This is a genomic window from Paenibacillus lutrae (assembly GCF_009757775.1).
In the GTDB taxonomy this organism is placed as follows: Bacteria; Bacillota; Bacilli; order Paenibacillales; family NBRC-103111; genus Paenibacillus_F; species Paenibacillus_F lutrae.
The window spans coordinates 548,500-574,011 of record NZ_RHLK01000002.1 but is presented as its reverse complement, the minus strand read 5'-3'; the positions used below and the strand labels follow the sequence as shown (position 1 = coordinate 574,011).

The following is a 25,512-nucleotide window of genomic DNA, read 5'->3' as shown; positions in this document are numbered from 1 at the left end:
GGTACGATAAATCCCCCGATTTGGCACGGCCGGTCTGCTGTTGTGAGGTATAAATGCCCTCTGGTGCCTGGACTTAACCGGGCCGGACTCCAGCATTCTCATTCACCAGACTTCTGAATTCCTCCGAAGACTCCATCAGTTCCTCGAACGAACCCTGGGATTCGATACCGCCATCTTTCAGAACAAGGATGTGATCCGCCCGCCGAAGCGCAGCCATCCGGTGCGTAACCACCAGACAGGTCGCTTCTTTGCGGCCCGTAAGCCGTTCCCACAGTTTGCTCTCTGTCTCGACGTCGAGTGCGCTCGACATATCGTCGAACACCAGCAGCTCGCTGCGGCGTACGAACATCCGGGCAGCCGCAGCCCGCTGAATCTGTCCATTGGAGAGCTTGACTCCCTTCACGCCGACCACCGTATCGAGCCCGTCGGGGAGCGCGGTAATGTCGTCTTCGAGTACAGCGCTGTAGATCGCCTCCTCCAATCCTTCCTCCGCCAGCCCCAGCAAAATATTCTCCTTCAGTGTCCCGTTATACAGATTGGGGACCTGGGGAATATAGGCTGTACGCGGAGGAACAAAAAATTCATCCGGGTTGCCGATACGCCGGTTATTCCAGCGGACTTCACCGCCCAGAGAGGGCAGTAGACCAAGAATAACCCGCAGCAGAGTTGTTTTGCCCGAGCCGATCCTTCCCGCGATGACGACAAATGAGCCTCTTTCAATCCGGAGATTGATATGCCGGACTCCTTTGGTACTCCCCGGGTAGAGATAGCTCAAGTTCTTTGCCTCCAGCTGTTTAAACTGCCTCTTCTCTGACACAGCCGGCACCTCCGTTAGAGAGGGCTCCTGAGACATGTCCAGGGGCCTCAAGTCGATCGCACTGACGGCCTGAGATCTCTGCAGCAGCCAGCTAAGCCGCTTCAGATACCCTTTCACCTGCCGGATCTGCGTTACTGCCGTACCGCTGTATTCAATATATTTGCTCATGTGAAGCAGCAGATGGACGAACAGCGCGAATTCCCCCATTGAGAACGATCCAGGCTGCAAATAGACGGCGCCTGACAGCAGCAGCAGGCCCGATCCGATCTGCACCAGATTAGGCAGAAGCGCATACATAAGCTGGCTCATCATTCTTTCCCGCACCACCTGCCTCCTGCGGTCGTCCGAGAGCCGGGCGAATTCCTCAACCACGCTGTCCTCGGCACCTGCGGCCTTAACGGCCAGAACCGACTGGAATACCTCGCTCATAAAGCCGGACAGTTCCCGGCGCCCGTTCCCTCTGGGCCTGAACCTGGAATGCATGCGGACCACGCTGTACTGGATCAGGTAAAAAACGACCAGGAGCGGCAGTATAACCCCCAGCGTCATCGCCGTGTTCATGTAGAATAAAACCGCTACGGCTGAGATAAAAGAAATCGTCTTGACGATCAGCAGATTGAAATTCCGGAACGTATCCGCAAGCTGCTCCACATCGTCCCGGAACTGGCTGACGGCCTCGCCCGGAGAGCCGGGCACAGCCCGCGCCCCCGGCTGCCGCAAAATATGTGCGAGCAGATTCTGCCGGATGAGTCCCTTCATGCGGAAATTCAGCTCGGTCTCCGTCCGGGAGGCCAGACGGATCGATATCAGCGTCACCAGCACGTTAACCGCAAACAGCACGACGATAATCCAAGGACTCAAAGGTGTATCCGTGTAACCGGTAAGGTTGTCAAAAAATAATTTCATCAGCAGCCCGATGAAGATCGGCGACAAATTAAACGGGAGCCATTGCAGAACTCCTGTCCAAAACAAACGGGGATGATACGCCGCCATCCTCCACAAAAACGGTCTCGTACTCATAGACTCTCCTTTCCTGTACCTTGTCGTATAAGCTGTGAAAAGCGTGAATCCGTCTGCTTAAGGAGCTGTTCCCGGCTGCCCTGTTCGGCAATCCGGCCGCTGTCCATCACCAGAATGCGGTCGGCGTGCTTCAGCATGCCAAGGCGGTGGCTGATGAGAATCGATGTCCGTCCTTGCAGCAGCCTGCGGGCCGTCCGTTCCAAACGTTTCTCCGTAACCGGATCAAGCCGGGAGGAAGCCTCGTCCAGAATGACCAGCCCCGGGTCTTTGAGGAACACCCGGACATAAGCCAGCAGTTGGGCTTCCCCTGCCGACAGGCCCCCTCCTCCTGACGGAAGAACCGTATCCAGTCCGTCCGGAAGCGTGCTGAACCAGGCTCCGAGCCCCGTTTCCTCGAGAAGCGGCATTATTTGGTCATCCGGAATATCCCTTTTGAAAAGCGTCAGGTTCTCACGCACTGTTCCGTTAAAAATCTGCACATCCTGCGTAATGAGTCCGACCCGTTCCCGCAGATGGCTCAGTTTTATTCTGCGGATATCCATATCCCCTAGCAGAACATCTCCCTCCACAGGGTCGTACAAACGGACCAGGAGACGCGCCAGCGACGTTTTCCCGCTTCCGCTTCTACCGACGATGCCAAGGGACTCCCCTGCTTCCAGACTGAATTGAATCTCCCGGAGCACTGTTTCTTCCTTGCTGTAACCAAATGTCAAGCTTCTGCATTGAACGGAGATCGGCCCGTCAGCCAGCTCAGCTGCATCAGAGCTTTCCCGAATTTCGGGAGCCAGATCGAGAAGCTGACCGACCCCCTCGATATTCGCTTCGGCCCGCTGTAAATTTTCAATAAGTTCACGGATGGCATCCAGAGGTCCGGCAAGAAGTCCCATATAAAAGATCATCATATAAAGGGTGCCTGTCGTCACAAGCCCCTGCCCGCGCAAGTAGAAGCCGGGAACAAGGATAAGGAGCGTCCCAATCCCAACAAGAATGACAGAGCTGGCCCACATGAAAGAAAAACCGAAGCCGGCCTTCATATGCAGGGGAAACCAGCTTCGCATAAGCTGGCGGAACCGGTAGAGCGAGTATGGGACGGCTCCGCTTGAGCGTGCATCCTCCGCAGCGGAGAGCTGTTCTCCTACAAAAGCGAAAAAATCAGCTCTGGCGTCTCCGAACCTTACCCAGAGCGGAATGCTGTACTCTCTCATTTTGTTGAATACGGACAAGGCTAGTCCTACATAGACGGACATCAATGCGCCCATGACCAAATTCTCATAGAACACGACGGCGAGCACACCGAGTATAAGACCGATATTGCCAAGCAGGGAAACCGTCAGGGTAGAAAAAAAGCCGGACAGTCCTTTTACATCGCCGTCTATGCGATCGATCAGTTCTCCGCCGGAACGGGTTTTGAAAAAAGCAAGATCCAGAGAGAGGCAGTGGCGGAGAAGATGCGTCCGCAGCCGGTTCGCAGCCGTCCATCCGATTTTCTCGCCGGTATAGTCCGCTGTGACGGAAAGCAGCAGCTGTGCCGCAGCAAGCCCTGCAAACAACAGAGCGGAATACAAGAGGACGGAAGACTGCCGGTCTGTGGCCGAATCGATAAAAAAGCGTAATATCTGCGGATTTACGAGTTGAAGGGCAATGTTCAGCGCTACCAGGACAGCCAGAAACAGGATCCCTTTCCACAGATCAATCAGGTAGGCTCTAAGCAGCAAATAGTACCGGTAAACCGGAACACGGGAGAACGACAAAGGAGACATTGAATTTCATTTCCTCCTGTCAGGCTAAATATTTCTCATGTCTGCGCCCACAGAAAGCGCATTTCTTCCGAAGACTGGAGCAGTTCCGCCAGCGTTCCCTGCGCTTCGAGCCGGCCATCTTTGAGCAAGACGATATGATCCGCCCGCTCCAGTACCGCTTTTCTGTGGGACACGACCAGGAAGGTCGTATCCTTCGACCTCTAAAGCCGCTCCCAAAGGCGGCTCTCCGTCTCTGCGTCAAGTGCGCTGGACACATCGTCAAGCACCATCAGATCACTTTGGCGCGCGAACATCCGGGCGACTGCCGTCCGCTGGATCTGTCCTCCCGACAGCTTGACCCCCTTAACTCCGATCATGGTGTCCGCCCCATCCTCTAACCACTGGATATCTTCTTCCAGCACCGCCGAGTAAATGGCCCGCTCCAGACGGTTCTCCGGCAGACCGAGCAGGATATTTTCTCTCAGCGTCAGATTATACAGATTCGCTGCCTGAGCCGTATAAGCCGCCCGGGGCGGGATAAAGAAGCTGCCCGGATTCTCCACCTTCCGCCCGTTCCAGCAGATGGTGCCGGATGAGGCCGGAAGCAGCCCGAGAATCGCGCGGAGCAGTGTCGTTTTGCCGGAACCCATCCGTCCGGTAATGACGACAAAAGAACCCCCGGCTATGTGCAGGCTGATGTCCCGGACCCCTTGGTCCGTGTGTCCGTGAAGACAGGTCAGCCCCCGGGTCTCCAGCACTCTGAGCCTCTCCGCCTGTACGGCAGACAGCGGCCCGGCCAAAGGCGAAGGCGGGTAGTCCTCCTCGGTATATACCTGCCGGTATTCCAGTAATGCACTCTCCGGAGTGTCCGGCAGCAGCTGCCGCAATCTTTGCACCGCAACGCTGGTCTGCCTGTATTTGGTCAGGAAGAAACCGCAATATTGAATAAAAGAGGTCACTATCCCGATATAGGTGACGAAGAGGGCAAAATTTCCGATCGTGAACTGCCCCTGCTTCATAAAAATAGCGGCGGCCAGAAGGATCAGACCCGTTCCGATTTGCAGGGTATGGCTGACAAAGGCGCTGGTGCTCTGATCGAGCAGTCTTTCCTTGAGCACGGTACTCATCCGCGAATCCCCGAGACTCCGGAACCGGGCGCTCACCGCTTCCTCCGCATTGAATAATTTGACTGCCTGCGCAGAATTGCACATTTCGCCGATAAACCCGGCAATTCCGCTTTCGGCTTTACGCGACGCTTCCCGCAGTTGTTGCAGCCTCGTCCCTGCAACCTGAGCGGATATAAGAATAACCGTCAGAGGCACGAACACGAGAAGCGTAATCTCCGGGGAGACCGCCCATAAGATCACGGCCGCAGCAGCCGTGAACGTTACTTTAACCGGGAGAAGGTTATAGAAGCGGAGCATGTCGGCGAGCTGTTCCACATCCTCGCGGAACGTGGAAATCGCTTCCCCCGGCGCACACGGCAGAGCCCGGGCACCAGGCTGCTTCAGGATAGACTCGAGCATATTGTGCCGGATGATTCCTTTGATACGGAAATTGAGTTCCGTCTCAATCCGGCCTCCCCACAGAATGGAGCCGGCAGAGGCCAATATATTGGCCGCAAGCAGCATACAGAGCATTCCTGTGCCGATACCTGTGCCGATACCGGTGCCGCCAGCCTCTTCCGCGGAACCCGCCAGATTGTCAAAGACCTGCTTCATGAGCAGCCCGGCTATAACCGGTGACAGATTAAACGGCAGCCAGAGAAGCACCCCTTTCCAGAACAGCCGGGGATGCAGAGCGGCCATCTGGCGCAGGAACCGGGGTGTGCTCATCGGCTGGAGTTTCTGAAGCTCTGGCGCAGAAGCTGAGAGTAGCGCGAGTCCGGATTCTCCAGAAGAGCCGCCTGACTGTCGTGCTCGATGATCCGGCCGTCTTCCACTACAAGAATACGGTCCACATGCCGCAGGGTCTGGAGACGGTGGGCAATCACAATCGCCGTTCTCCCGCTGAGCAGCTTCCTCACTGCCTGCTCCAGCTTCTCCTCCGTCACTGGGTCAAGCCGTGATGAGGCCTCGTCGAGAATAACAAGGCCCGGTTCTTTCAGAAATACCCGGGCAAACGCCAGCAGCTGCGCTTCTCCGGCAGACAGTCCTCCTCCCCCGGCTTCAAGCTGCGTATCCAGCTTCTCCGGCAGCTCTGCGTACCAGGACGCCAGCCCGAGGTCTTCCAGCACAGCTTCTATCTTGTCATCCGGAACGGCCGGATTGAAGAAAGTGAGGTTGTCCCTCACGCTGCCTTTGAAAATCTGCACATCCTGCGTCACGATCCCCACCCGCTGTCTCAACTGAGTGAGCTTGACCCGTCGGATGTCCGTCCCGTCCAGCAGAACGCTTCCCTGCTGCGGATCATACAAGCGCAGCAGCAGGCGGGCGAGCGAGCTTTTGCCGCTTCCGGTGCGGCCGACAATCCCCAGCGATTGCCCGGCCGCAAGCCGGAGTCCGATTCCGTGAAGAACCGGTTCATGCGGACTATAACCGAACGTAACTTCCCGGAACTCGGCGGACAGCGGTCCTTCCTGCAGTACTTCTTCCCCCGCCCCCTCTTCAATCGCCGGGCGGATGTCAAACAACTGGCGGATTCGCTCTATGTTGGCGGAAGCACGCTGAAGAGCGCCCAGCTCGATCCGAATCGTATCTATGGGCCCGACCAGCATCACGGCATACAGCATCAGCATATAAAGAGTGCCGGCCGATACGGTTCCGGTATGCCAGAGCCAGGCGCTCACAGCAAACGTCAGAATGGTGCTCAGGCCAAGCAGCATCATAGACTGCATCCACATGACGGAGAAAGCGTAACCCGCCTCCATATGCAGCGGAAACCAATTCCTCAGCAGCGTTTTGAGACGCCCCATGGCGTAACCGGAAGCCCCGCTGGAGCGCGTATCCTCTGTGTTGGTTAACTGCTCTCCGATAAAACCGAAAAAAGCGGACGACATTTCACCTACCCGGACCCAGTAAGGGAGGGCATAGTCGCGGAGCCTGTAGTAGACAACGGCAGCCAATCCTATAAAAGCGGTCATGACGGCTCCGATACTCCAATGAATCGTATACAAAAGTCCCAGCGCAACCAGCAGAAGAACTACATTATTCGTAAACCTTACGACAAACTTGTAAAAAAATTCAGCCAGCCCGTTAACCGCCCCATCGACGCGGTCCAGAAGCTCTCCGGGATTATAACGGTGAAAGAACGAGATGTCCTGGCTCAGACAGTGCCGCATCAAGCGGCTGCGGAGCCGGTTGGCTGCCGACCAGCCCACATGCTCGCCGATATAATCCGATACCAGCACCAGAAGCTGATATGCGGTGCCCAGCACCATAATCAGCCCGATCAGAAGCAGCAGCGACTGCAGCGAAGCATCTGACGGGGAGTCGAAATAAGTTTTCAGCAGCCATGGAATGGTGATCTGGGCTCCGATGCTGAGGATCAGCAGCAGAACCAGCAGAACGAGGTCTCTCTTATGCTGCTTTAAATAAGGGCCGACCAGGCGGAAATACGGGAGAATCGGTATCTTGGTCCACATATCCGGGTGCTTTCTTCCTTTCTTGACTTGATTTTTTTAAGTTATGCTTTGTTCAGCACGGACAGAGAAACTTTTACCGCTTCTGCCGGAGGCAGGAGCGTCTCGTCCATTTCCAGCGTCATATAACCCGCGTACTTGTACTCCCGGAGAGTCCGCAGAATGGAGGACAGCGGCAGTTCCCCGCCTCCAAGCTCTGTATAACGCATCCTTCGGCCGGAAGAAGTCCGGCTTTCTTCATCTTCCCGGACTTCCCTGGCATCCTTCAGATGTACGGCAAGGGTACGCGAAACATACCGCCCCATCAGCTCTCTGATATCTGCACCCGCTTCCGCGAGATGACCGGTATCCGGGACTAATCCGAGATCGGGAGGTGTCCGCTCCATGACGTATTCCACTTCTTCACTGGTACAGATACAGTGCGAGCGGTGAGGATGAATACCCGCCCGGATGCCGTAGTAGCTGTAACGCTTGTGAATTTCCGTAATCATCGCCAGCATATTCCTCTGGTCTTCTATGCCGCAGCTCCGGCTTAACCGGATACCCGGGCCCAGAATGACCATGTCGATACCGGCTGCGAGGAGCAATCTGGCCAGCCGGTCGTGGTGCAAATAAATTTCTCTGCGTTTGGCCCAGTTCGCAAAATGGCCGAATTCAAATACTCCCGATACGGCCTGGTATTCTTTCTCCAGCTTTTCTTTCCACTGGGCAATCCGCCCTTCATAGGGCAGCAGCAGCCGGCTGCCGATTTCCACGAAGCGGACATCCAGAGCGGCCAGTTCTCCGAGGCCCCGCCCATATTCTTTTCCCCAGGGCGTCAGCTGGCAGGAGACGGGGGAACGTCCGAAATATACGGTCATGTACCTGCACCTTTCATCTCATTGATTAATTCCTGCATACGTTCATTGTAGGCTTCCGGCAGCGTCCGCTCTCGGCGTTCCATGCGGCATCCTGTCTGTTAAAGCAGGCAGACAGCTTCATAGGAACCAAAAAAACCGGCGCCTCACCGGGCACCGGTCTTCTCATGAACTCATCGTCAGCCTTCCATCAGCTGCATCACACCGATAAAATTGTCATTGAGATCGTAAAATTTCAGAAACTTGGCAAAACCCCCGTCATCCAGGCTGACGATTCGCGCATTTTCTTCCTGCAGTTTCCGGGCCAGCTTGTCGATTTCGGAACTCCTGAAAAATAGGACCGGCAAAGTCTCCCCGTCTTTCTCAAAATGAGCGGAAGAATAATTCTTCGACTGCCACAGCATCAGATTCGGTGAACGATCATTTAATGTAAGCATGGCAAATTCCCCGTAATTCTCCAAGAGGGAGAAGCCGAACACTCTGCAGTACCACGCAATCGTTTCCTCCAGATCAGCAGCAGGCAGTTGGACATGATCAATACCGGTTATCAAACCCTGAGTCAAGAGATCAGCTCCTTCGTCAAAATAAGGAATTATATTCCAGAAAATACATACCGTTTCATCGTATCCCCATATGGATGACACGTCAAGATTGTCCAGTCTCACGCCAGCCCCCCTCACGTTCCATCCGCAGACGCAAAAAAGGCCATCCGGACTATAACCGGATAACCTGTTACCGCATCAACCAGCTGTGCACTTCACCCGGTGCACGGACAAGAAACAGATACCGTTGTCCAAAGGACAACCTGACCTGCCGCATAATCACCGGAATGGGACAGGCTTATGTACACATTCACACCAGCCCGTTCCATGTCTTCCCGGACCTGTCCGTGCAGAATCAGTTCCGGCTTTCCGGAGGGAAGATTCGACACTTCCAGATCCGCCAGCCGGTAGCCGCCCCTCAGCCCGGTACCCGCCGCTTTCAGGAAAGCCTCTTTCACGGCCCATCTGGCAGCCAGATGCTGGGCCGGACTGTTGTAACGGCTGCAGTAGGACAACTCCTGGTCCGTAAATATTCTGCGCAAGAAACGATCCTGCTGCCGATGCAGAATTTCCTCAAATTGAGTAATTTCCTGGATATCTATCCCGATGCCATAAATCATCCTTCGTCACAGCTCCTCCCGGGACATTGTCAGGCGCTTCATCAGTGTGCTTCCGCAGGTGTAGATCTCCCCGGCACCGCCGTAATTCCGGTTGTGGATGAGAGCTGCGATTTCCTCCGCATGCTCCCTATATCTGTCTTCCATGACATACTCTCCCAACTGATACAATTGAGCCGCCGTAAGCGTACCGGGGAGCACATATTCGCCTGCTCCCAGACCATGCACCTTGCGGGCATTGAACTCCCGCTCCGTGTGGGTCGGTATGATCAGCGACGGCACTCCGCGCCTCAGTGCCGACATGCAGCTTCCGTGCCCGCCGTGATGAATGAACAGACGGCTGCGGGCTAACAGACCCGGGCCGAAATGTGGGATGACCGTCATATTGCCGCTCATCCGGGCCCTCAGTGCGGCCGGAAGTGTCTGGCTGCAGGCAATGACGACTGTATCCTTCGTGTTCCGGTATGCCTGCACAACGAACTCCAGCAGCTGCAGGCCGGATGGCCCCGACGTATCCTCCAGTCTGCCCGGATACACGAGAATATACGGCTCTCCCGGCACCGGATGGCCGGCCTCTTCCACAGCCGGATACTCGATCGGGCCTACATAGCGGACACTGTTGCTGTAGACCGGATCTAGTTCAGGGATACCGGGAATGAAGTTAAGCCTTCCCACGTTCAGCTGTTCCATCCTGCTGACAACCGGCAGACCGAGCCGTTTCAGTATCTTGTTGACCACCGGTGTTACTTTAGGAGTATTACGGGGCGGCTGTCCCCAGAAATACATGCCGTCACCGTCCGGGTAAAAGCAAGACTGTGTAATGGAGAGGACCGGAATCCCCAAATAACGGGCTGCAATAACCGTCTGGGGACTCATATCGGCAACCACAAGATCGGCATTCCACTTCTCCAGCATACGGATGCGGTGCTGAATCCACGCGTGTACGAACGACTCGTCGAGCAGCCCTGCGCTAGCGTAGTAATGATCCAAGTTGTAGAAAACGTTGCCGGGCCGGACGACAAGGTCTTCGCAAGGCACAGTCGGATCATCGTCAGGAAGATGTCTATATCCTCTGCTCTGGATAAAAGAGGCGCTTCCCGTACCATAGACGCTGAAAGAAACGTCCTCTCCTGCATTGCGGAACATCTCCGCAACCGGCATGCTGCGCAGCACAGGGCCGAGTCCGCCGCTTAAACCGAAAAAAATACGTTTAGTCACACTGCACTCCCCTCCCGGCTTGCTCGTACTCGAAATGTCTGATTTCTTCCGGCGTACCTAACGGACAGCAGTAATGTGCCGCATCGGCGAGGCATGTGTATCCTTGGGCAATTAGACGGTTATACAGCGGGGCGACATACAACTCGCCCTCTCCGCTTCCCCGTGCGGCCGCTTCTTCCGCAAATTCGGTGAACAGCCGGGAACGGTGGAAATAATACAGGCCCGTTGTCGCCATGGACGAGATCACCTCTTTTTCCTTCACCCGCACCACCCGGTTGCGCCCATCGATTTGTGCGTAGCTGTATGCCGGGTCATATGACGGGAAAACAGAGATGATTCCATCCGCCTTGCTGCCCTGATCCGCAATCGTAGTTCCGATTGAAGATTCCATGTAGGTATCGCAGTTGTAGATCAAGAGAGGCTCGTCCGGGTCGATGAACGACTGCGCTTTTAATACGGTCTCGGCCTGTCCTCCCGTCACTGACTGAATCGGCACTATAACAGGATTCTTGCAGTAGGCGGATATGACCGACTTCAGCCGGGTTTGCTCCAAATGCTCTTGAAGGCAGACGAAGATCACCTTTTCCATCGGAAAATGCGGCTTCAGGCTGTCCAGCGCCCAGTAGAGCATAGGCTTCCCGGCGGCTTCCAGCAGCATCTTGGGCCCGTGGAAGCCGGCATTGCGGAACCGCTGCCCCCTTCCCGCCATGGGGATGACGATCTGCGTGCGATTCCTCATCGGATATCCAAGGTCTGCAGAACCTCGTCCCAGTTGCGGTAAGCCAGCGCAAGATCATCCACATACAAGTCTCCCTGCGGCTTGCCGAATACGATTTCATCGTACGGCACTTCGTGAATCCGCAGCCAGTCCAGCGTTATAGCCCCGACCTTCGCTACTACCTCCCCGACATTCCCTCCGCAGGTCTTCATATGGCGGGCTGTATGAATGATCAAATAATGCCCTTCCGATTTCATCCGGCGCAGGGCGTCCAGAGCACCCGGAATCGGCGTTACATCGGCATAGGTCTGGCCTTCTCCCCTGAACGTACAGATGGTTCCGTCCAGATCGATTACAACACGCATGCTATCTCCTCCGATCATGATTTCCTGCTGCTATGGTACCAAAGTCTGTCCGTCCGGAATCAGATTCTATTGCCCGCTTCTAGGAGAATATTGCGTCATGAAGCTCCTTCCGCAGCCCTCCGGCTCCGCCCGTTCAAGCCATTGTCTCAGCAGTTCCAGATGGTCCGCTTCCTTCTCGCGAACCCGCTGCATCCGATTTAGAATCCGTTCCTCAAAATGCTGGAACTGATTAGCCGTCGCCGCCCTCATCAGCAGATTGGCTGCCACCATCCAGCTTTGGTCGGCTTCCAGATAAGATTCCGCCAATTCATTCTCACCAATGGCTTTCAGAAAGTTATGGTGCTGGAACCGGGAATTGGCAATCTCTCTGAACCCTTCATACAAATAACTGGCCGCTTTGAATTTGGAAGCATCCTGGTCCATCGTTTTGAGCCGGGTTATTTGCCTGCAAATAGGTTCGAATGCCTCCAGACCCGCCCGGCTCCCCGCAGGACAATCATAGAGGGCTTGACCGGACATATTGCGGTAATTGTCGCGGATGACCCCACTGTGGAAGGCCGCATCCGGTACTCCAGCCCCTTTTGTCACATGCCGCTCCAGGTTCCAAAGGTTCAGAAGCTTATAGAAAGGACTCTGCAGCGACGACTCAAAAATAAACCGGAATTCCGCATCCGTCAGAGTACCGTGATACACATAATAATGATCGCAGATTTCAAAAACGCCGTCTTTATATCCGATAACCTCAAGCGCATGGGGAAAATGAGACCGGTTATAAAATCCGCTGTGCGGCAAATAAAAAATGTCCGCTTCAATAATTGCGCTCCTGCCCGTTCCCAGCACGTTCTTCAGCGCGCCCATATACGATTCTCCCCCTGCATATCCTTTCCGGCATACACGGGCCCCGAACAACTCCCCGATATAATCATCAAGCTCCCTGTAATAAGGACTGAGGACAAATTCGTCTTCATCCTGCGTGTCCTGGTAATACAAACCTGCTTGGTTAAACAAGAACGGTAAAGACTCTTTAAGTACCGGAAGCCTCAGCAGAGCGGCTGCAATATTGACATAAAGGCAATTCAATCGGGCTTCTTTGTACAAGGTAAACGTCATTGGTTCCTCCCTACCCGTAAAATAGTATGAATCTCTCTTTCCTCTTGTGTCTTATCCGGTTGCCTTCTGCCTATCGCTCCAAAGTAATACCGAAAATATGCATGCACGGATTATCTTCGAATGTAAGCTGGTTAATCTCCAGAGGTTCTGTCAGATGAAGGATATCGAGCCAGAGCCGGCCGGTTCTGTGCGCCAAGGGGCCGTCTAACGTATTCAGACCGGCGGTTTCAAGGATGCAGACGTTACGGGCAAAAGGAGCTTCGGAAGCGAAATGCGACAGCATCATTTTCTCTTTGGAGAGGAGCGTCTCATTGTGCTTCAGATACATATAATCTGACATATTTACGTCGCTGGAGGCACCGAGTACATGGATTTTGGAGATACGGGCTTCGGGAAACTGAATGGCTTGACCTTCGGTCACCATGTTGTCCCGGTAGTTTTGCCTGAAGAGGACAAAGGGAATGTCATTGAACTCAAATGGAGTATGAAAAAGGATGTTTTCTCTCGGAAGTGAGACGCCGGAAGAACTCAAATATCCGTGCTGATAGCTGCTGTTGTCCGTCGTGCCGCAATTATTCAGACAGGACGTCATATCCAGACAAATAAACGGTTGAGTATTCATTCATTCACTCCATATCTGTTAGGAAGATGAGAGAAAGAGATAAGCATCATTCTGCTTATCTCTTCTTAATAATAGAAAATGATTCGTCCTGTTGGAGACAAGGATCAGGTATTCGCTTCCTCTTGTCGGTCGAAATACATTCGTACCGTCTCTTCCGGATGTTTTACATAGGAGTCTTGGCTATAACGTTCGGGCTGAACCCGGGACTCGCGTAAGTTAATTCCTGAATCGGGCCCGGAATCGAAGAAGCCCGGACGGTTGAGTCCAGCTTGGCAGTATCTTCGAGCGCAGCAGTTGCAGCTCTTTCACTTTCCGTATGTGCCGCAGACTGACTCTGGACAGCGGCGACCTGGGCACTTGCCTCTAGAGCTGTGCCTGCCGCCGGAGCGATCAGGATCGCTGTGGCGATCGCAAACTTGGAGACTTTTTCATTCATCGCTTCAACACTCTCCTTTTCATCTTCCATGTACAGGAAGGTCCGTAATTTGGTTTAAGTGAACGTTTTAGTAGCCGGGCCATTAATCGTAAATGACGGGGCTCCAAAGGTAAATTCCTGTATACGGCCGCTTTGTGAAGCAGGCGCATACACATTAGCAGACTCCAGCTGAGCGGTGGCGGTGGCGGAAGCTCGGATAACAGATCCGCTCTGTGCCGGGGCTGTATGCCGGTTCTGAACGTGTACGGTCTATGCGCTTGCCTCCACGGTCGTTACGGGAGCGGGAGCAGCCAGGATTGCGATAGTAACAAATTTCATTGCCGTTTGCTTTATGAGTTTCACCTCCTTTAATCTGGTATGAGCCTTACCATTCCAGTATAGGAAATTGTTCATAACTTCTCTCGGCTTTCGGCGTTATTCTTATCTGGATTCCTTACAAACATCTGCCCGATTTTTGCAAAAAAGAAGCAAGCGGGAATCCCGCTTGCCTCTTTTCCTAAACAGCCAGATTAACATTTTACGCAGAACGGTAAGGCAGTAATTGAGGGCCCGTAATTTTCCCGGAAGCTGTCCTGAGGAGCGAAGCGGACCGGACTGCTCTCAAGCAGGGCTTGCGCCTGTTTGCCGGCGGCTGTGGCTGTTTGAGAGATGTCTGCCGGAGCGCCTGGCTGACTCTCGACCGGGATGGAGTACACGCTTGTTTCCAAAGCGGTTCCCGCAGCCGGTGAAGCTAGTATTGCGGCAGCAATCATAAACCTCGATGCATTGTGTTTCATCTACTGCACGCTTAGCATTTTAGCATAAACGGTGAGATGGTAAGAGAAGGACCCTTGTATTCCCCGATGTTGTCCTTAGGAGCGGAGCGGACCGGGCTGCTCTCAAGCAGAGCTTCCGACTGCGCGGCTTGGGAAGAAACGGCCGTAGCTGTGTGCGAGACGCCCGCAGTTGCGGCCGGCTGGCTCTGGACCGGGATGGATTGCGCGCTTGCTTCCAGTGCAGTTCCTGCAACCGGTGAGGCGAGTATTGCGGTGGCAATCATAAATTTCGAAGCTGTTTGTTTCATTTTTCTTCACTCTCCTATTGTGGATGATGGGCTTACTCTTTCAGTATAAGGAAATCCACTCATTCCCTCTCGGCTTTCCATAGAGAATCTATTCTGCGAAAATATCGTACATCAGGCGGGTAGCCAGGCCATATAAGGCCAATTGGCGATGCGGATCTTCGCGGTGCAGCGGGAGCAGCGACAGGAACAGCAGCGCTTCAATTTTGGCTGTATCACCGAGTTTATCCCCCAGAACAGCATCCCAGCTTTCGCGAACCTGCTGCTGCCCTGATGTAAACGGAATGTGCAGGTGAAGCCCGCTGTCCCGGATATCCAGCGTATAGGAGTTCTGAACGATATGCTCGTACCCGCTTAAGCTGTGTCTGAGTTTGGCCAGGTCATACCTCTCGTCGCCATAGATCCCCTGTTCACCGAAGCGTCCCCGGGGATCAATCAGTTTAATGGCGGGGGTCTTCGCGTCATAAAGTATATTAGAAAAACACAGATCGCCATGAAGCAGAGTCCTATCCGGTTTGTCGAGCAACTGGAGGAAATCGTCCAGGTGACTTTCAAAAATACGGAACGGGCACACGACCGTACGGTCATTCAGCCGGTAAAACCCTCTCCTGTAGAATTTCCCCGCCAGCTCATTGCGGGCCAGAAAAGCCGCTATGCGCGCTTTCGTTTTGGAAAGATACATGTCATAGAGAGCATCCGGATGAACTTCCGCTGTGTAACGGGCAAATTGTGCCAGAATATCCGTGATCTGATTAAAAACTGCAACCCATTCATCCGGCCTCATCGAGTCTTGAACATACAACTCAGCTAAGGTCGGCGAATGGATGTACTCCATCGTCAGATGGACTTCCTCTTCCATCGAGTAACTTATCACTTCAGGCGTATAGCCCTTAAGCTCTCCCGGCAGCCCCAGATACCAGCTGATCTCATCTTTAAGCTTGCGGTCACAGCTGCTTGTTTTGCAGACGGTCCGGCGGTCCCCGCTAAAGGTCAGTCGATTAAAGTACCTCGTCCGGATTGTGGATGCATCCATAGCGTTTGTCTCTCCGATCTGTTCATCGTTATCCGCAGGACGGTTTCTCACGCCTGTGTCCCCGGTAAACCGAAGGGTTCGTTCCCACCAGCTTTTTAAACACCCTGCCGAAATGCGTCAAATCCCCATAACCGACTGCATAGCAAACATCCGTAACCGGAACACCGTTCTGAAGCATGACTTTCGCTTTTTGAATGCGTTTGTTCATAATGTATTCTTTGAACCCGAAGCCAAAATACTCCTTGAACACCCGGGAGTAATGGCAGCGGCTTACGAATATGCTCGATGCGACCTTCTCCAGCGACAAATCATTCTCGCACAAATTTTGCTCGATATATTCAAGCGACTGATGCAGCAGCGGAGAAATTTCCCGCTTGTCCGAAACGGCCGGGGATTGGGCAAGCAGGCCCACCGAATCCAGGAAAGAGTAGAACACGAACAAATCGCGCTTGCTGACATTTAGAAGCACCATGACCGGACTTTCCAGATGCAGTTCTTCAATTTTCCAGTCTTCCGGCAGCGACTCATCAAACGACAGGAAAACGAACAATTTATAAGAACTCTTTTCCTCCTGAATCCTTGCGGCTGCAGCTTTAAAGTCCGATTCGGCAATAATAGTCATATTGGAAAACATCCCTTGTACCCGTTGAAACTCATCCTCTTTGAGCTGATGGCTGATGATCAGAAGCACGTCCACTGGCACCATTCCTCCTAATACGATTTGTTTCCGGTGCCGTCATGGTATCAAAATGCTCCATATGAACGATCAGTTTATTTTGCATAATATTCGGATTATTTTGCTTATTCAAACAATTTATGCCAAAATATTATTCGTTATGCTCTAATTCGTTATGATCTATTTCGTTATGCTCTATATAGTAATCATGAAGAATATCGTAAATTTCATCCATTCCATCCCTAATAAAACAGGCCATCGCCTGCAAAGGCCGCTCTTTTTGCCTCAAGAGGTGAAAGTGCTTCAGAATGCGCTCGTTGTAAGGCGCCGGCAGCAAAGAGGCCTTCTCCGCCGCCTCATATGCTTCCAATCGGAACCAGTCATCAATTCCCTCCAGTTTATCCGGTGTAAAAGTTCCTCTAACCTCGGCGGCCAGACGGTCAAGATGCAGAATCAGGAGCTGGGCCGCTGTCCGCATGCTCTTCCCTCTTTTCCATAGCCACCACCTTCAGACTCGGTTTAAATGCTTTATCCGCCTCCGACATCGGTAAATTCCTGTAATAAGCAAGTTCCTCCGGGCTCAGTAAATAAGTCTTCACTTCACTGTTAGCCGGGTTCGGTGCCTCCGTGTTATACTCCGCCCGGGAAACAATGGTTCTCTTCTGAATATGGATAGTCGCCATGCAGAAAATACCTCCTTTTTAATTGCGAAGCTGCTGGATGAGAAAAACGGGATTAAGGTCACAAGATGTGCAGGACGCGATAATCTCGTTCCATGTACAGGAAGCGCCCGGCTTGAACACTTGACGGTTCAAATGCTGCAGCGCTTCTCTGCTATGCCACTGCCCGAATTCCTTCTGCAGCGAGAATTGAAACTGCGAAGCTGCCACTTCTCCCAGCAGATAATTGTAGTAATACACGGGAAGGGTGGAGAGGTGGGACTTGGCGGCCCAGTATGGATAATCCCAGTCGTCCGGCCTCTGGATTCCCTGCACGTCCTCGACAATGTCCCACCACAGCCGGTTAAGCGGCCTGGACGGGTCCGTATACAATTCTCTCTCGAATTCAATTACCGTCAGGGTCCAGTACAACTTGATGAGCAGCTCCCTGCGCAGCTGCGGGTTTCTTCGCGTCCGGCGTCGCGCCTTAGATCGCCCGAGCTGCAGCTGCTGCTGCCAAGCCGGCTCCGACGCCAGTCTCTCCAGCAGAAGAGCTACCCCTTCGCTTACGAAAGGATGGGCCGGCTGGCGCAGTACGAAGGGCAGCTCCGGGTCTATGCCCTGCTCGAATATCGCATGTCCGAGCTCATGCAGGAGGATCGGCAGCCCTTCCGTATCCTGCGTAAGGTTGCAGGACATCCGGATATCCCCGCCCCGGTCGATATTCAGGCAGCAGTTGGCCTGACCCTTTCCCGGCCGTCCGGTCAGGTCCGCCCGGCCCAGAAGGGGCTTAATATCAAGGCCGCGTTCATCGAACCACCTGGCAAGCTGAGGGAGCAGCCCGTTTATATCCACTTGGCCGGGCTGCTCCCGCTTCTGGGCGGTTTGGACAAAAGGATGGGCATAGTGCCAGGAGCGAAGCTCGCTTCTATGAATTCGAAAGCGCGCTGCGGTCTCCTCATCCATCTCCCCCTTCACCTTTCTGTAAACTGCCTCAAGCCCGCTCCGCAGCTGCCTGATAACGCCTCTCAGCATGTCTGGACTGATGCCTTGGGTCTCCAGCTTCATCGCAAAATAATGCGGGTATCCGTGATCCCTGGCGATTTGGTTGCGCAGCTTGACCAGCCGGATCAGCTTGGGCGCAGCCTGCCCGCCCACCTCCATGGATGCCTGCCAGATCTTCTTGCGCTGCCTCTCGTCTTTGAGCCTTCGGAGCAGCACGAGAACCGTATTCCCCGACATCAGCGCTCCATCGACTCTGGCTCTGAAAGTGCTGTGCATATAGTGAAGCTCGTTCCAGAGCGAGGTGATTTCCCTGCGCTCCTCCGGCTTCGCCTGGTACTCCAGCATTTCTCCCCTCAGCATCTGGAACTGGCGCCGGAGGATGCGGTCATCTTCCATCCCCGCGAGCCCTGCCTCCATTTTCCTGCCCAGGTCAGGGGAAGCGAGCGCTTCTTGATAGGCTTGCTCAAATCGTTCATTCTCGTGCAGATACCCGATTTCTCCCGTTGTAATGACATGCCAGAGAGAGTCCATCATGTTGGTATACAGCCCCTGCAGCTCATGATTCGTCTCGTGCATGAAATGACGAATCTCGGTCTGTGAACGTTCACGCATGCGATTGTTCCCCCCGTTTCGCTTCCTGTAGTGGCAGTCCGTTCTTATGGTTTGAAATTCAGAATCCGCACATAATCATCCGGATGGCTGATTCCCGCTTCGCCCGCAATGCCGGTTGCGGCTGCGGCTTCCAGCTGAAGCCTGCTGATCCGGCCCATCATGAAGGGCTGAAAACAGCCGATGACAGGATGAGGATGTTTCCGGTAAAAATAAGCATGACTCTGCCGGATATACTCGGCATAGGATGCGCCCCTGCGCGGATGAGCCACATGCACGTTAACCGCTTCTTTGGCATATACGAAAGGAATTCCGGCCAAATGAGCCCGATAACCAAATTCCATGTGCTCGAATCCCCATTCCCGGAACTGTTCATCGAAGCCGCCAAGCTGGCGGAATAACCCGGCAGGAATCGCCATGTTGCCGCTTAGTGCCGCAATCCAGGCTACGGCTGAATCTGTTAAGCCGTCATCACGGAACAGTCGGTACACAAGCCGGCAGAATTGCGGAATCCGGTCGTATTTTCCCTGATCGAAGCGCTGCAGAACCAGCTCCCTTTTGTGCTCCGGATCTGGTATGTACAGCTCACGGACCTGCCCTACGCTCAGGCGCTCTCCTTGCCGCCCATGAGCCTGCCCGTCAGCCTGCCCGTGGGCCTGCCCGTGGGCCTTCACGTGCCCTTCGATGAAGCCCGGCCTTGGTATCCGGTCCGCATCGCAGAAAATAACAAGTCCCTCATCGACCAGCTCCACGCCTGCATTTCTTGCGGCAGCTCTCCCGCTCTTCGGAATCCGGATATACGTGATGCGAAGCTGTTCATTATAAGCCTCCGCAACCGCTCCGACCGGTTCCTCTGATCCGTCATCGACAATAATAAGACGGAAGGAAGCGGAGGGGATCGTCTGCCTTGCAAAGCCGCCGAGTGTCAGGGATAACGGATAGGCCTGGTTGTGAACAGGCAGAATCACATTGATTTCCGTAATAGCAATCACCTCTGAACAGTGTAGTGGACGTTGAAGTCCGTCTGTTTAGAGCAGTATAGAATAACGGCTGCGGAAGGCGCTCGGCTTTTCCATCTTCAAACCGGACACAAAAACACGATCATTCGTTCGCAATGCTGCCTATACTAAGAACAAAGGCTGAGCATGCAAAGGGGGATTACAGATGGGAAGCACCGAAATCGGACGGACAGTAAACTCAGTTTACATCGATGGTCCTGTCGAGAAAGCTTGGTGGTACATAGCAACTGCGGAGGGCTGGAACCATTTCCTGAGCGATATCGCTACTTATTCAGGGACCTGGCCGGAAATCTCGGAAGGCGATGAAATGACACTTGTGATCGGGGAATTGACGAATCGGGCGGTGTGTACCGCATGCATCCGGCTGCGGCTGATTACTTTTGAAGAGCAGTATTCTTCTATTTTTCCGGATGGAACCCTCTGGGAGTATAAGCTGAATACTGCTTTTTCGTTTGAGCACCGCAATGGCTGCACCAAAGTGACAGTTACGGTCGACGGATTTACGGATGATGAGATGATGCAGTGGGTGAAGGAATGCACGGAGCTCGGCTGGAGACAGTCGCTTTTTCATCTGCAAAACACGATCGAACTCGGGCTGGATCTCCGGAATTCGATTTTCGGCTATCCCCGGCTCGGTGTGCTGAACTATACGGCGTCTAGCGGGCAGCTGAAAGAACAGAATTTGGACGCTGCCGGCTTGGGCGGCAATTACATCAAGAAGGTATATCCCGGCGGGCCTGCACATAGAGCCGGTCTCACAGACGGGAGCATTGTGACTCATCTGGGGAAGATGCCTGTTCCTACCTACTCGGAGTTTGTAAAAGCGCTTTGCCGCTGTGCGGGAAGTAAAGAAACGGTAGAGGTAATTTACTACAAGGATGGACAGCGAAGAACGGCACTTGTGGATTTAACTTGCGAGGATCAGTTTACGGGTATGGTCGATCCTAATGCGATACCGCTTGAGGAAGTCAGGAAAGAGCGGAAGCTGCGGACGGACGGGCATGACCTGTAACATGAAGGGGATCTGGAGACTGGAAGGGGACAAGATGAATGTTGGCCAACGGGCCTCCGGAAGGGTTCATCCGTTTTTCAAAAGAGAAGTGAACGTGCAGACGCATATAGAACACAACAACGAATCAAGCGTTTCACGGTACCTAATCGTTTAAAGAATCACGTTTATGCCTCCCTGGATCATCTCTTCATATAAAAAAAGCGGATGCAAGCTGCCGGGTCAACCTCCGGCATCAGCATCCGCTTCTTGTTCATTTTCTGGCCGTACTCACTCCGCATGTCCGCCGGCCTTGTAAACGCCTTTTGAAGATTCTTTTAGACAGGCTGGATAAGTTGAATGAACATCTTGCCGCTTATCCACAATAATCCTGATATTCAGCCGTTCAGATTATGCGTATTCCCGCATGGCCATCTTTGTAATCTATTCTTATTGCGCTTATATCACCTGGTATTCAACTCTGGTTTTGAGTTTGCGCTGCCTGCCGCATTACCGGCTGCACTCCCGGAATTACCGGCTGCGCCCGCTGTATTGCCTGCTGCGTCCGCAGCATTGCTGTCCGCTTTTTTACTTCCGCTGCCGGGTGCTTTCACTTTATACAGCATCGGCTCACTTGTGCGGCCGTATTTGTTTTTGGCGGTAATCTCAATCTCGTTCTCGCCGGGATTAAGCTCGACCGTTCTCGATACGCTGCCAAAGCCGACTGACTGCCCGTTGATGAATATTTCCGGACTCGGGTCGGTAGAATCCTCCGCCTTGACCGCAACAACGACTGAGCTTGTGCGCACAGAAGCGGGCAGCGGCTCCACTTTAAGGAGGGGAGCCGCAACAAGCGTAATCGTCTTGCGGACGACCCCGGACTCTTTGCCGCCTGCGTTTACCGCCTTGAATACCACTTCATTCGGGCCTTCGCTCAGCGGAACCTCGGCTTGCGCGGTTCCTTTGCCCACTTCTTTATCATTCACATATAATTTCGTTTCTTGATCCGGCTCTTGCAGACTCATCTTAACGGAGACGGTCTGTTCCCCGGCTTTCTCCGGCGCTTCGATGACCAGGACAGGAGGCGGCGTCAGCCATGCGGCGACCGGCTTCCAGATGAGCGCTGTTACCGCAACGAGCAGAACCAGCAGAATCGATCCGCGCAGAATAATTCTGCGTTTATTCTTCGCCCAGATCCGGGCGAGCTTGCCCGATTGCCGCAGTTTAATGGTCTCGAATAAAGCGCGGAACGTGTCGTTATTCACGGCAAGCAGCCTGCGGGCCAGCCCTTTATTCTTGAAAGCCTGCGGCGCATGGACATCGAACGTCCGGCTGACGGCTGCCTTATAATGCGGATGAATACCCCGATCCCCGGCAGCAGCCTGCGTCTGCGCAATCAGGAATCGGCTGTCGTCCGCAGACCAGAGCAGGAAATCATAGAGCGTCTCGGTACCCCTCGTATGATCAGCGACATAATTCAGCATGCCTTCATAATCATAGGCAGGCTGATAGCTGAGATCCTGCCCCCCTGTGCCGTTACCGGGGCGGTAGAACGCTGTCGCGATGCGGCCGAAGGAAGCGGACGTAAGCTGCGTCTGCAGCAGCTTGCGGAGCAGGCCCTGCACGCGGTCGAGATCGACCGTGTCCAGATGCCCGAGCTCCTCCTCCGCTTCGCGCTGGTCCTCTCCGCTGCGCGCAAGCGCTTTGTAGAGCGGCAGCAGGACGCGCAGCGCGCCGTTCTGGCGGGCATCGGCATGCCGCCGCAGATCCGGACTCAGCGGCTCCAGCAGGAAGCCGAGGCCGCTCAGGTCCTCCCAGCCGAGATGCGCAGGCTGGAGATCGTCCAGCAGCTCCAGCTGCACCGCCAGCTTCATCCAGCGGCTGAAGCCGGCAAGCGGCGACTGGCGGGAGGCGTCCGGTCTGGACTGCCCTCCTCCAGGTGCCGGTACCGCGCCGGCTCCGGCCTGCTTCCCGCTGCGGGACAAGCCGTCGAAATATCCGGCAAGCAGCTTGGCCTGACCGATCTTCCTGCGGACGTCCCCGCGCATAATCCGCTTCATAGGCTCATAGGCCTCTTGAAGGAAGAATTCCCCCGTCGCGAAAGACTCGCCGGCCGCAAGCCAGAAGCTGATCTCATCCGTGAAATCCTGTACGGATGAGACCCGCTTCATACGCACGCGGACGTAGTTCTCCGCGATTTGCGGCTGGCCCTGCAGCACCTCGCGCAGTACCGCGCTGAAGACACCCGCGTGCTTCGCGAGCAGATCCAGCAGCGGTACGCTTCCATCCGTGCCTCCGCTGCTTACCGCAGCCGCAGCCCTGGAGATGAAGATCCCCAGGCAGCGCACAAGAAGCGTCCTGGCGGAGGTATCGGCGATCTTCTCATAACGGATGACCGCCTCCAGATACTCGGCATCAAGCACGCTGTGCCGGTCCGATGCTTCCCTGCTCAGCAGACGCAGGAACAGCTGATTCAGCCGCGGCTTGAGCGGAACTGTATCCGCGCTGAGGAACGACAGGATCGCATTCATCGTCGCGGCGCGCCCGCCTTCGTATTTCTTCTCATTCCCCTGCTCGATATCATACAGCGTGCACAGCTTCGAATAGGCGGCAGGGCTAAGTGACGTGCCCGCATCCATACCCGCGAGCGCCTCGTCGCAGAAGTCCAGCAGCCCTTGCAGCTGCCTCGGTTCACTTCGGTGATCCCAGACGAAGTCCAGATAAGCCAGCTCCTGGGCAGGCAGCTCCGCATTCATAAACCGCGCGTTCGGAAAATCAAAGATATAGTCCTTCTCCAGGCGGCGGTCCGGCAGACGGATGCTGCCCTTTTCCGTGAAGACCACATGCAGGTTCTGCTTGGCCTCCGGTTCGCTGTTGAACGTCATGAAACCGAGCAGACGCCGAGCCGCATAAGGCAGGCAGCGGTAGATAATTTCAAGCAGTCGTCCGGCATACTCCCCGCTGCGGGATACGCCGGTATCCAGGGCGATGTACACCTTCTTTTTCCCCGCGGCCGCCGACAGCACGGCATATACCAGCTGACGGAACAACTCGCGGCCGATGCCCAGCTCTTCGAGCAGTTCCTTCTCCTGATTCGCCTGAATCATCCCGTCGTAGGCGAGCTCATCCAATTCCAGCTCCGGCACCGACTTGCCTTCCCGGATATCGTAACGGCTCCGGAATGCCCGGATACCGAAAATACGCCGCGGCTCCCGGATGAACGCTTCTTTGCTTTCCTTGGGGACTACAAACTGGTGCGTGAACGATGCGCTCCGCTGGCCGGTAAAATCCGTCGCCACATATACGCTGCGCCCGATGACCAGATCCCCGTTCTCCGCCTGATAGGACACCAGCGATTCCGGGTACAGGCTGCTGTTCTCTTCTCCCCGCTCCAGCAGTTCCTGCGGCGGCTTATAGACGCAATAAGGATGCAGCGCCGATTTGATAAACGAACCGTCCAGCCCCGGGGACTTGGCTACCGTATCAAACCCTTCGCTTGTCCGGAAGATGCCTTCCCGGTCGCGTGTAAACAGCTGCTGCTGTAATTTTCTCCCGGTCACGTCGCATCTCTCCTCGCTATGTAACCCAGCTTATGCAGCAGCCAAATGAACGGCTCGTCAACACGAGTCGGATTGATGACCCCGCTGACCTGCTTGTTCACAGGATTCGTGCCCAGCGCCGAGACGGCGAAATAAGCCGTGTTGGAGAAATAAACATCCACAGCGTCCTTAAACGGCCGGTCCACCTTGTCGATGAAACGGCCGATTTCGCCGTCAATGTTCTCGAATTCCGTGTTATCCAGAAATCCCCGGTGAACGACGTTGCGGAACACGTTGCTGTTAGGCTGAATATATTCGCTGTCTTCTTCTTTTAAATATTGCAGCATATCACTCTTGGTCAAGACGATGGCCGTCGGGATATCGGTCTTGCTGTTCTGCTGGTGGGCGATGAAATTCTCAAACAGGGAAATCACGACTTCACGGGGCTCGTCATAGCGGTTAGCGAATTCTCCCTGTTCTCCGCCTACATTAATCTGAATTTTGTCCCGGATGCTGCGGATCTGCAGCGGATCGACCAGGAACAAGATCCCTGATGAATTTTTAATGTGCGACGCATAAATATCGAGGTATTCCCGCTGGACCATTCCTTCGCCGGCCACATCGAAGAATACAATCGTAAGCGGCGCTTCCCGCTCATCTTTAAACACAAACTGAAAAATAAACGGCTCCTGCTGCTCATTCGGATTCGTCGACTGAAGCATGCTGCCCCGCTCAAAAATCGGCTCGTGATAATACTGCCGGAATTTGCGGCTGATCTCGGCGCTGAGCGGCATGCAGGCGGCATTGAAGTTAGAAGCCGTCGTATGCTGGAGCGTATGGATCAGCGATGTCATGTATACCGACTTCCCGACTTGGGACGCTCCGACAATCGAAATAATATTGCTTGGCACCTTGCCGGCCGAAATCGGCAGCTCATTGTGACAATTCGGGCACAAGCGGCGCCTGGTGGTCTCCCCGTATCGGTCGGTCACGGCAACCAGCACATTCTGGATGTATGACTTGTGCTCATCCGGGATGGAAGAAGGACTAATAACCGCCTCCATATCGTTCTCGGACAGGTTGAACTTACGCCGCCAATTGTTCAGCTTCGCATCTTCCTGCAGCATGAAATCATCATCCGTATCTTTAACGTGAGCCGCCCGGAAAACAACCTCCTCAGGCTCAAACTTACTGAAGCAGTAAGGGCATACGATGCTGTAAAATGGAGGCCGCTCTTTTTCGGGCGGCTTTTTCTCGAACAGACTTTTCAGATACCCTAGCAT

The 25,512-nt window shown here is 54.3% G+C and carries 25 protein-coding genes; 1 reads left to right on the top strand and 24 read right to left on the bottom strand.

Going from position 1 to position 25,512, the window contains the following annotated elements; genetic code table 11:
* Positions 1-73: 73 nt before the first annotated feature.
* From EDM21_RS04790 to EDM21_RS04690, 22 genes are all read right to left on the bottom strand, one after another.
* Positions 74-1,837 carry an ABC transporter ATP-binding protein gene (locus EDM21_RS04790; protein ID WP_157333353.1) on the bottom strand — a complete coding sequence of 588 codons (1,764 nt, stop codon included), beginning with the start codon at positions 1,835-1,837 and terminating at the stop codon, positions 74-76.
* Positions 1,834-3,597: an ABC transporter ATP-binding protein gene (locus EDM21_RS04785; protein WP_157333351.1), complete on the bottom strand. Its 1,764-nt coding sequence runs from the start codon at positions 3,595-3,597 to the stop codon at positions 1,834-1,836. Before EDM21_RS04785 ends, EDM21_RS04790 begins: the two co-directional genes overlap by 4 nt.
* Positions 3,598-3,632: 35 nt before the next feature.
* Positions 3,633-3,770 (bottom strand): hypothetical protein, encoded by a 138-nt coding sequence (locus EDM21_RS24890; RefSeq protein WP_235918027.1) that lies wholly within the window; start codon positions 3,768-3,770, stop codon positions 3,633-3,635.
* A gap of 27 nt (positions 3,771-3,797) precedes the next feature.
* Positions 3,798-5,411: an ATP-binding cassette domain-containing protein gene (locus EDM21_RS04780; RefSeq protein ID WP_235918026.1), complete on the bottom strand. Its 1,614-nt coding sequence runs from the start codon at positions 5,409-5,411 to the stop codon at positions 3,798-3,800.
* Positions 5,408-7,159 carry an ABC transporter ATP-binding protein gene (locus EDM21_RS04775; RefSeq protein WP_157333349.1) on the bottom strand — a complete coding sequence of 584 codons (1,752 nt, stop codon included), beginning with the start codon at positions 7,157-7,159 and terminating at the stop codon, positions 5,408-5,410. The genes EDM21_RS04780 and EDM21_RS04775 overlap by 4 nt, the downstream gene beginning before the upstream one ends.
* 41 nt (positions 7,160-7,200) lie before the next feature.
* A complete protein-coding gene (locus tag EDM21_RS04770) occupies positions 7,201-8,016 on the bottom strand; it encodes a sugar phosphate isomerase/epimerase family protein (protein ID WP_235918025.1) in 816 nt (271 codons plus the stop codon).
* 176 nt (positions 8,017-8,192) lie between these two features.
* Positions 8,193-8,678, bottom strand: a complete 486-nt coding sequence (locus tag EDM21_RS04765; RefSeq protein ID WP_338043925.1) for a VOC family protein — start codon at positions 8,676-8,678, stop codon at positions 8,193-8,195.
* A 92-nt stretch (positions 8,679-8,770) separates the two neighbouring features.
* Positions 8,771-9,175 (bottom strand): holo-ACP synthase, encoded by a 405-nt coding sequence (gene acpS / locus EDM21_RS04760; protein WP_157333347.1) that lies wholly within the window; start codon positions 9,173-9,175, stop codon positions 8,771-8,773.
* A 6-nt stretch (positions 9,176-9,181) separates the two neighbouring features.
* On the bottom strand, positions 9,182-10,390 hold the full coding sequence (locus tag EDM21_RS04755; protein WP_166541829.1) for a nucleotide disphospho-sugar-binding domain-containing protein: 1,209 nt from the start codon (positions 10,388-10,390) through the stop codon (positions 9,182-9,184).
* A complete protein-coding gene (locus tag EDM21_RS04750; RefSeq protein WP_157333345.1) occupies positions 10,383-11,129 on the bottom strand; it encodes a glycosyltransferase family 2 protein in 747 nt (248 codons plus the stop codon). The genes EDM21_RS04755 and EDM21_RS04750 overlap by 8 nt, the downstream gene beginning before the upstream one ends.
* Positions 11,126-11,473, bottom strand: coding sequence for a 5' nucleotidase, NT5C type (locus EDM21_RS04745; protein WP_157333343.1), 348 nt, complete (start codon positions 11,471-11,473; stop codon positions 11,126-11,128). The genes EDM21_RS04750 and EDM21_RS04745 overlap by 4 nt, the downstream gene beginning before the upstream one ends.
* 66 nt (positions 11,474-11,539) lie before the next feature.
* Positions 11,540-12,583, bottom strand: coding sequence for a BtrH N-terminal domain-containing protein (locus tag EDM21_RS04740; RefSeq protein ID WP_157333341.1), 1,044 nt, complete (start codon positions 12,581-12,583; stop codon positions 11,540-11,542).
* 70 nt (positions 12,584-12,653) lie between these two features.
* Complete coding sequence (locus EDM21_RS04735) at positions 12,654-13,205, bottom strand: hypothetical protein (protein ID WP_157333339.1); 552 nt, start codon at positions 13,203-13,205, stop codon at positions 12,654-12,656.
* A 163-nt stretch (positions 13,206-13,368) separates the two neighbouring features.
* Positions 13,369-13,641: a hypothetical protein gene (locus EDM21_RS04730; protein WP_157333337.1), complete on the bottom strand. Its 273-nt coding sequence runs from the start codon at positions 13,639-13,641 to the stop codon at positions 13,369-13,371.
* 509 nt (positions 13,642-14,150) lie between these two features.
* Complete coding sequence (locus tag EDM21_RS04725) at positions 14,151-14,417, bottom strand: hypothetical protein (protein WP_157333335.1); 267 nt, start codon at positions 14,415-14,417, stop codon at positions 14,151-14,153.
* A gap of 11 nt (positions 14,418-14,428) precedes the next feature.
* Positions 14,429-14,704 (bottom strand): hypothetical protein, encoded by a 276-nt coding sequence (locus tag EDM21_RS04720; RefSeq protein ID WP_157333333.1) that lies wholly within the window; start codon positions 14,702-14,704, stop codon positions 14,429-14,431.
* Between the two features lie 88 nt (positions 14,705-14,792).
* On the bottom strand, positions 14,793-15,785 hold the full coding sequence (locus EDM21_RS04715) for an aminoglycoside phosphotransferase family protein (RefSeq protein ID WP_338043924.1): 993 nt from the start codon (positions 15,783-15,785) through the stop codon (positions 14,793-14,795).
* Positions 15,763-16,440 carry a helix-turn-helix transcriptional regulator gene (locus EDM21_RS04710; RefSeq protein WP_157333331.1) on the bottom strand — a complete coding sequence of 226 codons (678 nt, stop codon included), beginning with the start codon at positions 16,438-16,440 and terminating at the stop codon, positions 15,763-15,765. Before EDM21_RS04710 ends, EDM21_RS04715 begins: the two co-directional genes overlap by 23 nt.
* Before the next feature lie 121 nt (positions 16,441-16,561).
* Complete coding sequence (locus EDM21_RS04705; RefSeq protein WP_157333329.1) at positions 16,562-16,888, bottom strand: hypothetical protein; 327 nt, start codon at positions 16,886-16,888, stop codon at positions 16,562-16,564.
* The gene (locus EDM21_RS04700; RefSeq protein WP_157333327.1) at positions 16,851-17,093 is read right to left on the bottom strand and encodes a hypothetical protein; all 243 of its coding nucleotides are present in this window, start codon (positions 17,091-17,093) and stop codon (positions 16,851-16,853) included. Before EDM21_RS04700 ends, EDM21_RS04705 begins: the two co-directional genes overlap by 38 nt.
* Before the next feature lie 18 nt (positions 17,094-17,111).
* Positions 17,112-18,686, bottom strand: a complete 1,575-nt coding sequence (locus EDM21_RS04695; RefSeq protein ID WP_157333325.1) for a M2 family metallopeptidase — start codon at positions 18,684-18,686, stop codon at positions 17,112-17,114.
* Between the two features lie 44 nt (positions 18,687-18,730).
* A complete protein-coding gene (locus EDM21_RS04690; protein ID WP_338043923.1) occupies positions 18,731-19,675 on the bottom strand; it encodes a glycosyltransferase family 2 protein in 945 nt (314 codons plus the stop codon).
* 172 nt (positions 19,676-19,847) lie between these two features.
* Here EDM21_RS04690 and EDM21_RS04685 point away from each other — a divergent pair, with 172 nt between their 5' ends.
* On the top strand, positions 19,848-20,714 hold the full coding sequence (locus EDM21_RS04685; RefSeq protein ID WP_157333323.1) for a PDZ domain-containing protein: 867 nt from the start codon (positions 19,848-19,850) through the stop codon (positions 20,712-20,714).
* 440 nt (positions 20,715-21,154) lie between these two features.
* On the opposite strand, the gene EDM21_RS04680 is transcribed toward EDM21_RS04685, so the two are convergent.
* Both EDM21_RS04680 and EDM21_RS04675 read right to left on the bottom strand, forming a co-directional pair.
* Positions 21,155-24,250 (bottom strand): GAP1-N2 domain-containing protein, encoded by a 3,096-nt coding sequence (locus EDM21_RS04680; RefSeq protein ID WP_201280752.1) that lies wholly within the window; start codon positions 24,248-24,250, stop codon positions 21,155-21,157.
* Positions 24,247-25,512 carry a TRAFAC clade GTPase domain-containing protein gene (locus tag EDM21_RS04675; protein ID WP_157333321.1) on the bottom strand — a complete coding sequence of 422 codons (1,266 nt, stop codon included), beginning with the start codon at positions 25,510-25,512 and terminating at the stop codon, positions 24,247-24,249. Before EDM21_RS04675 ends, EDM21_RS04680 begins: the two co-directional genes overlap by 4 nt.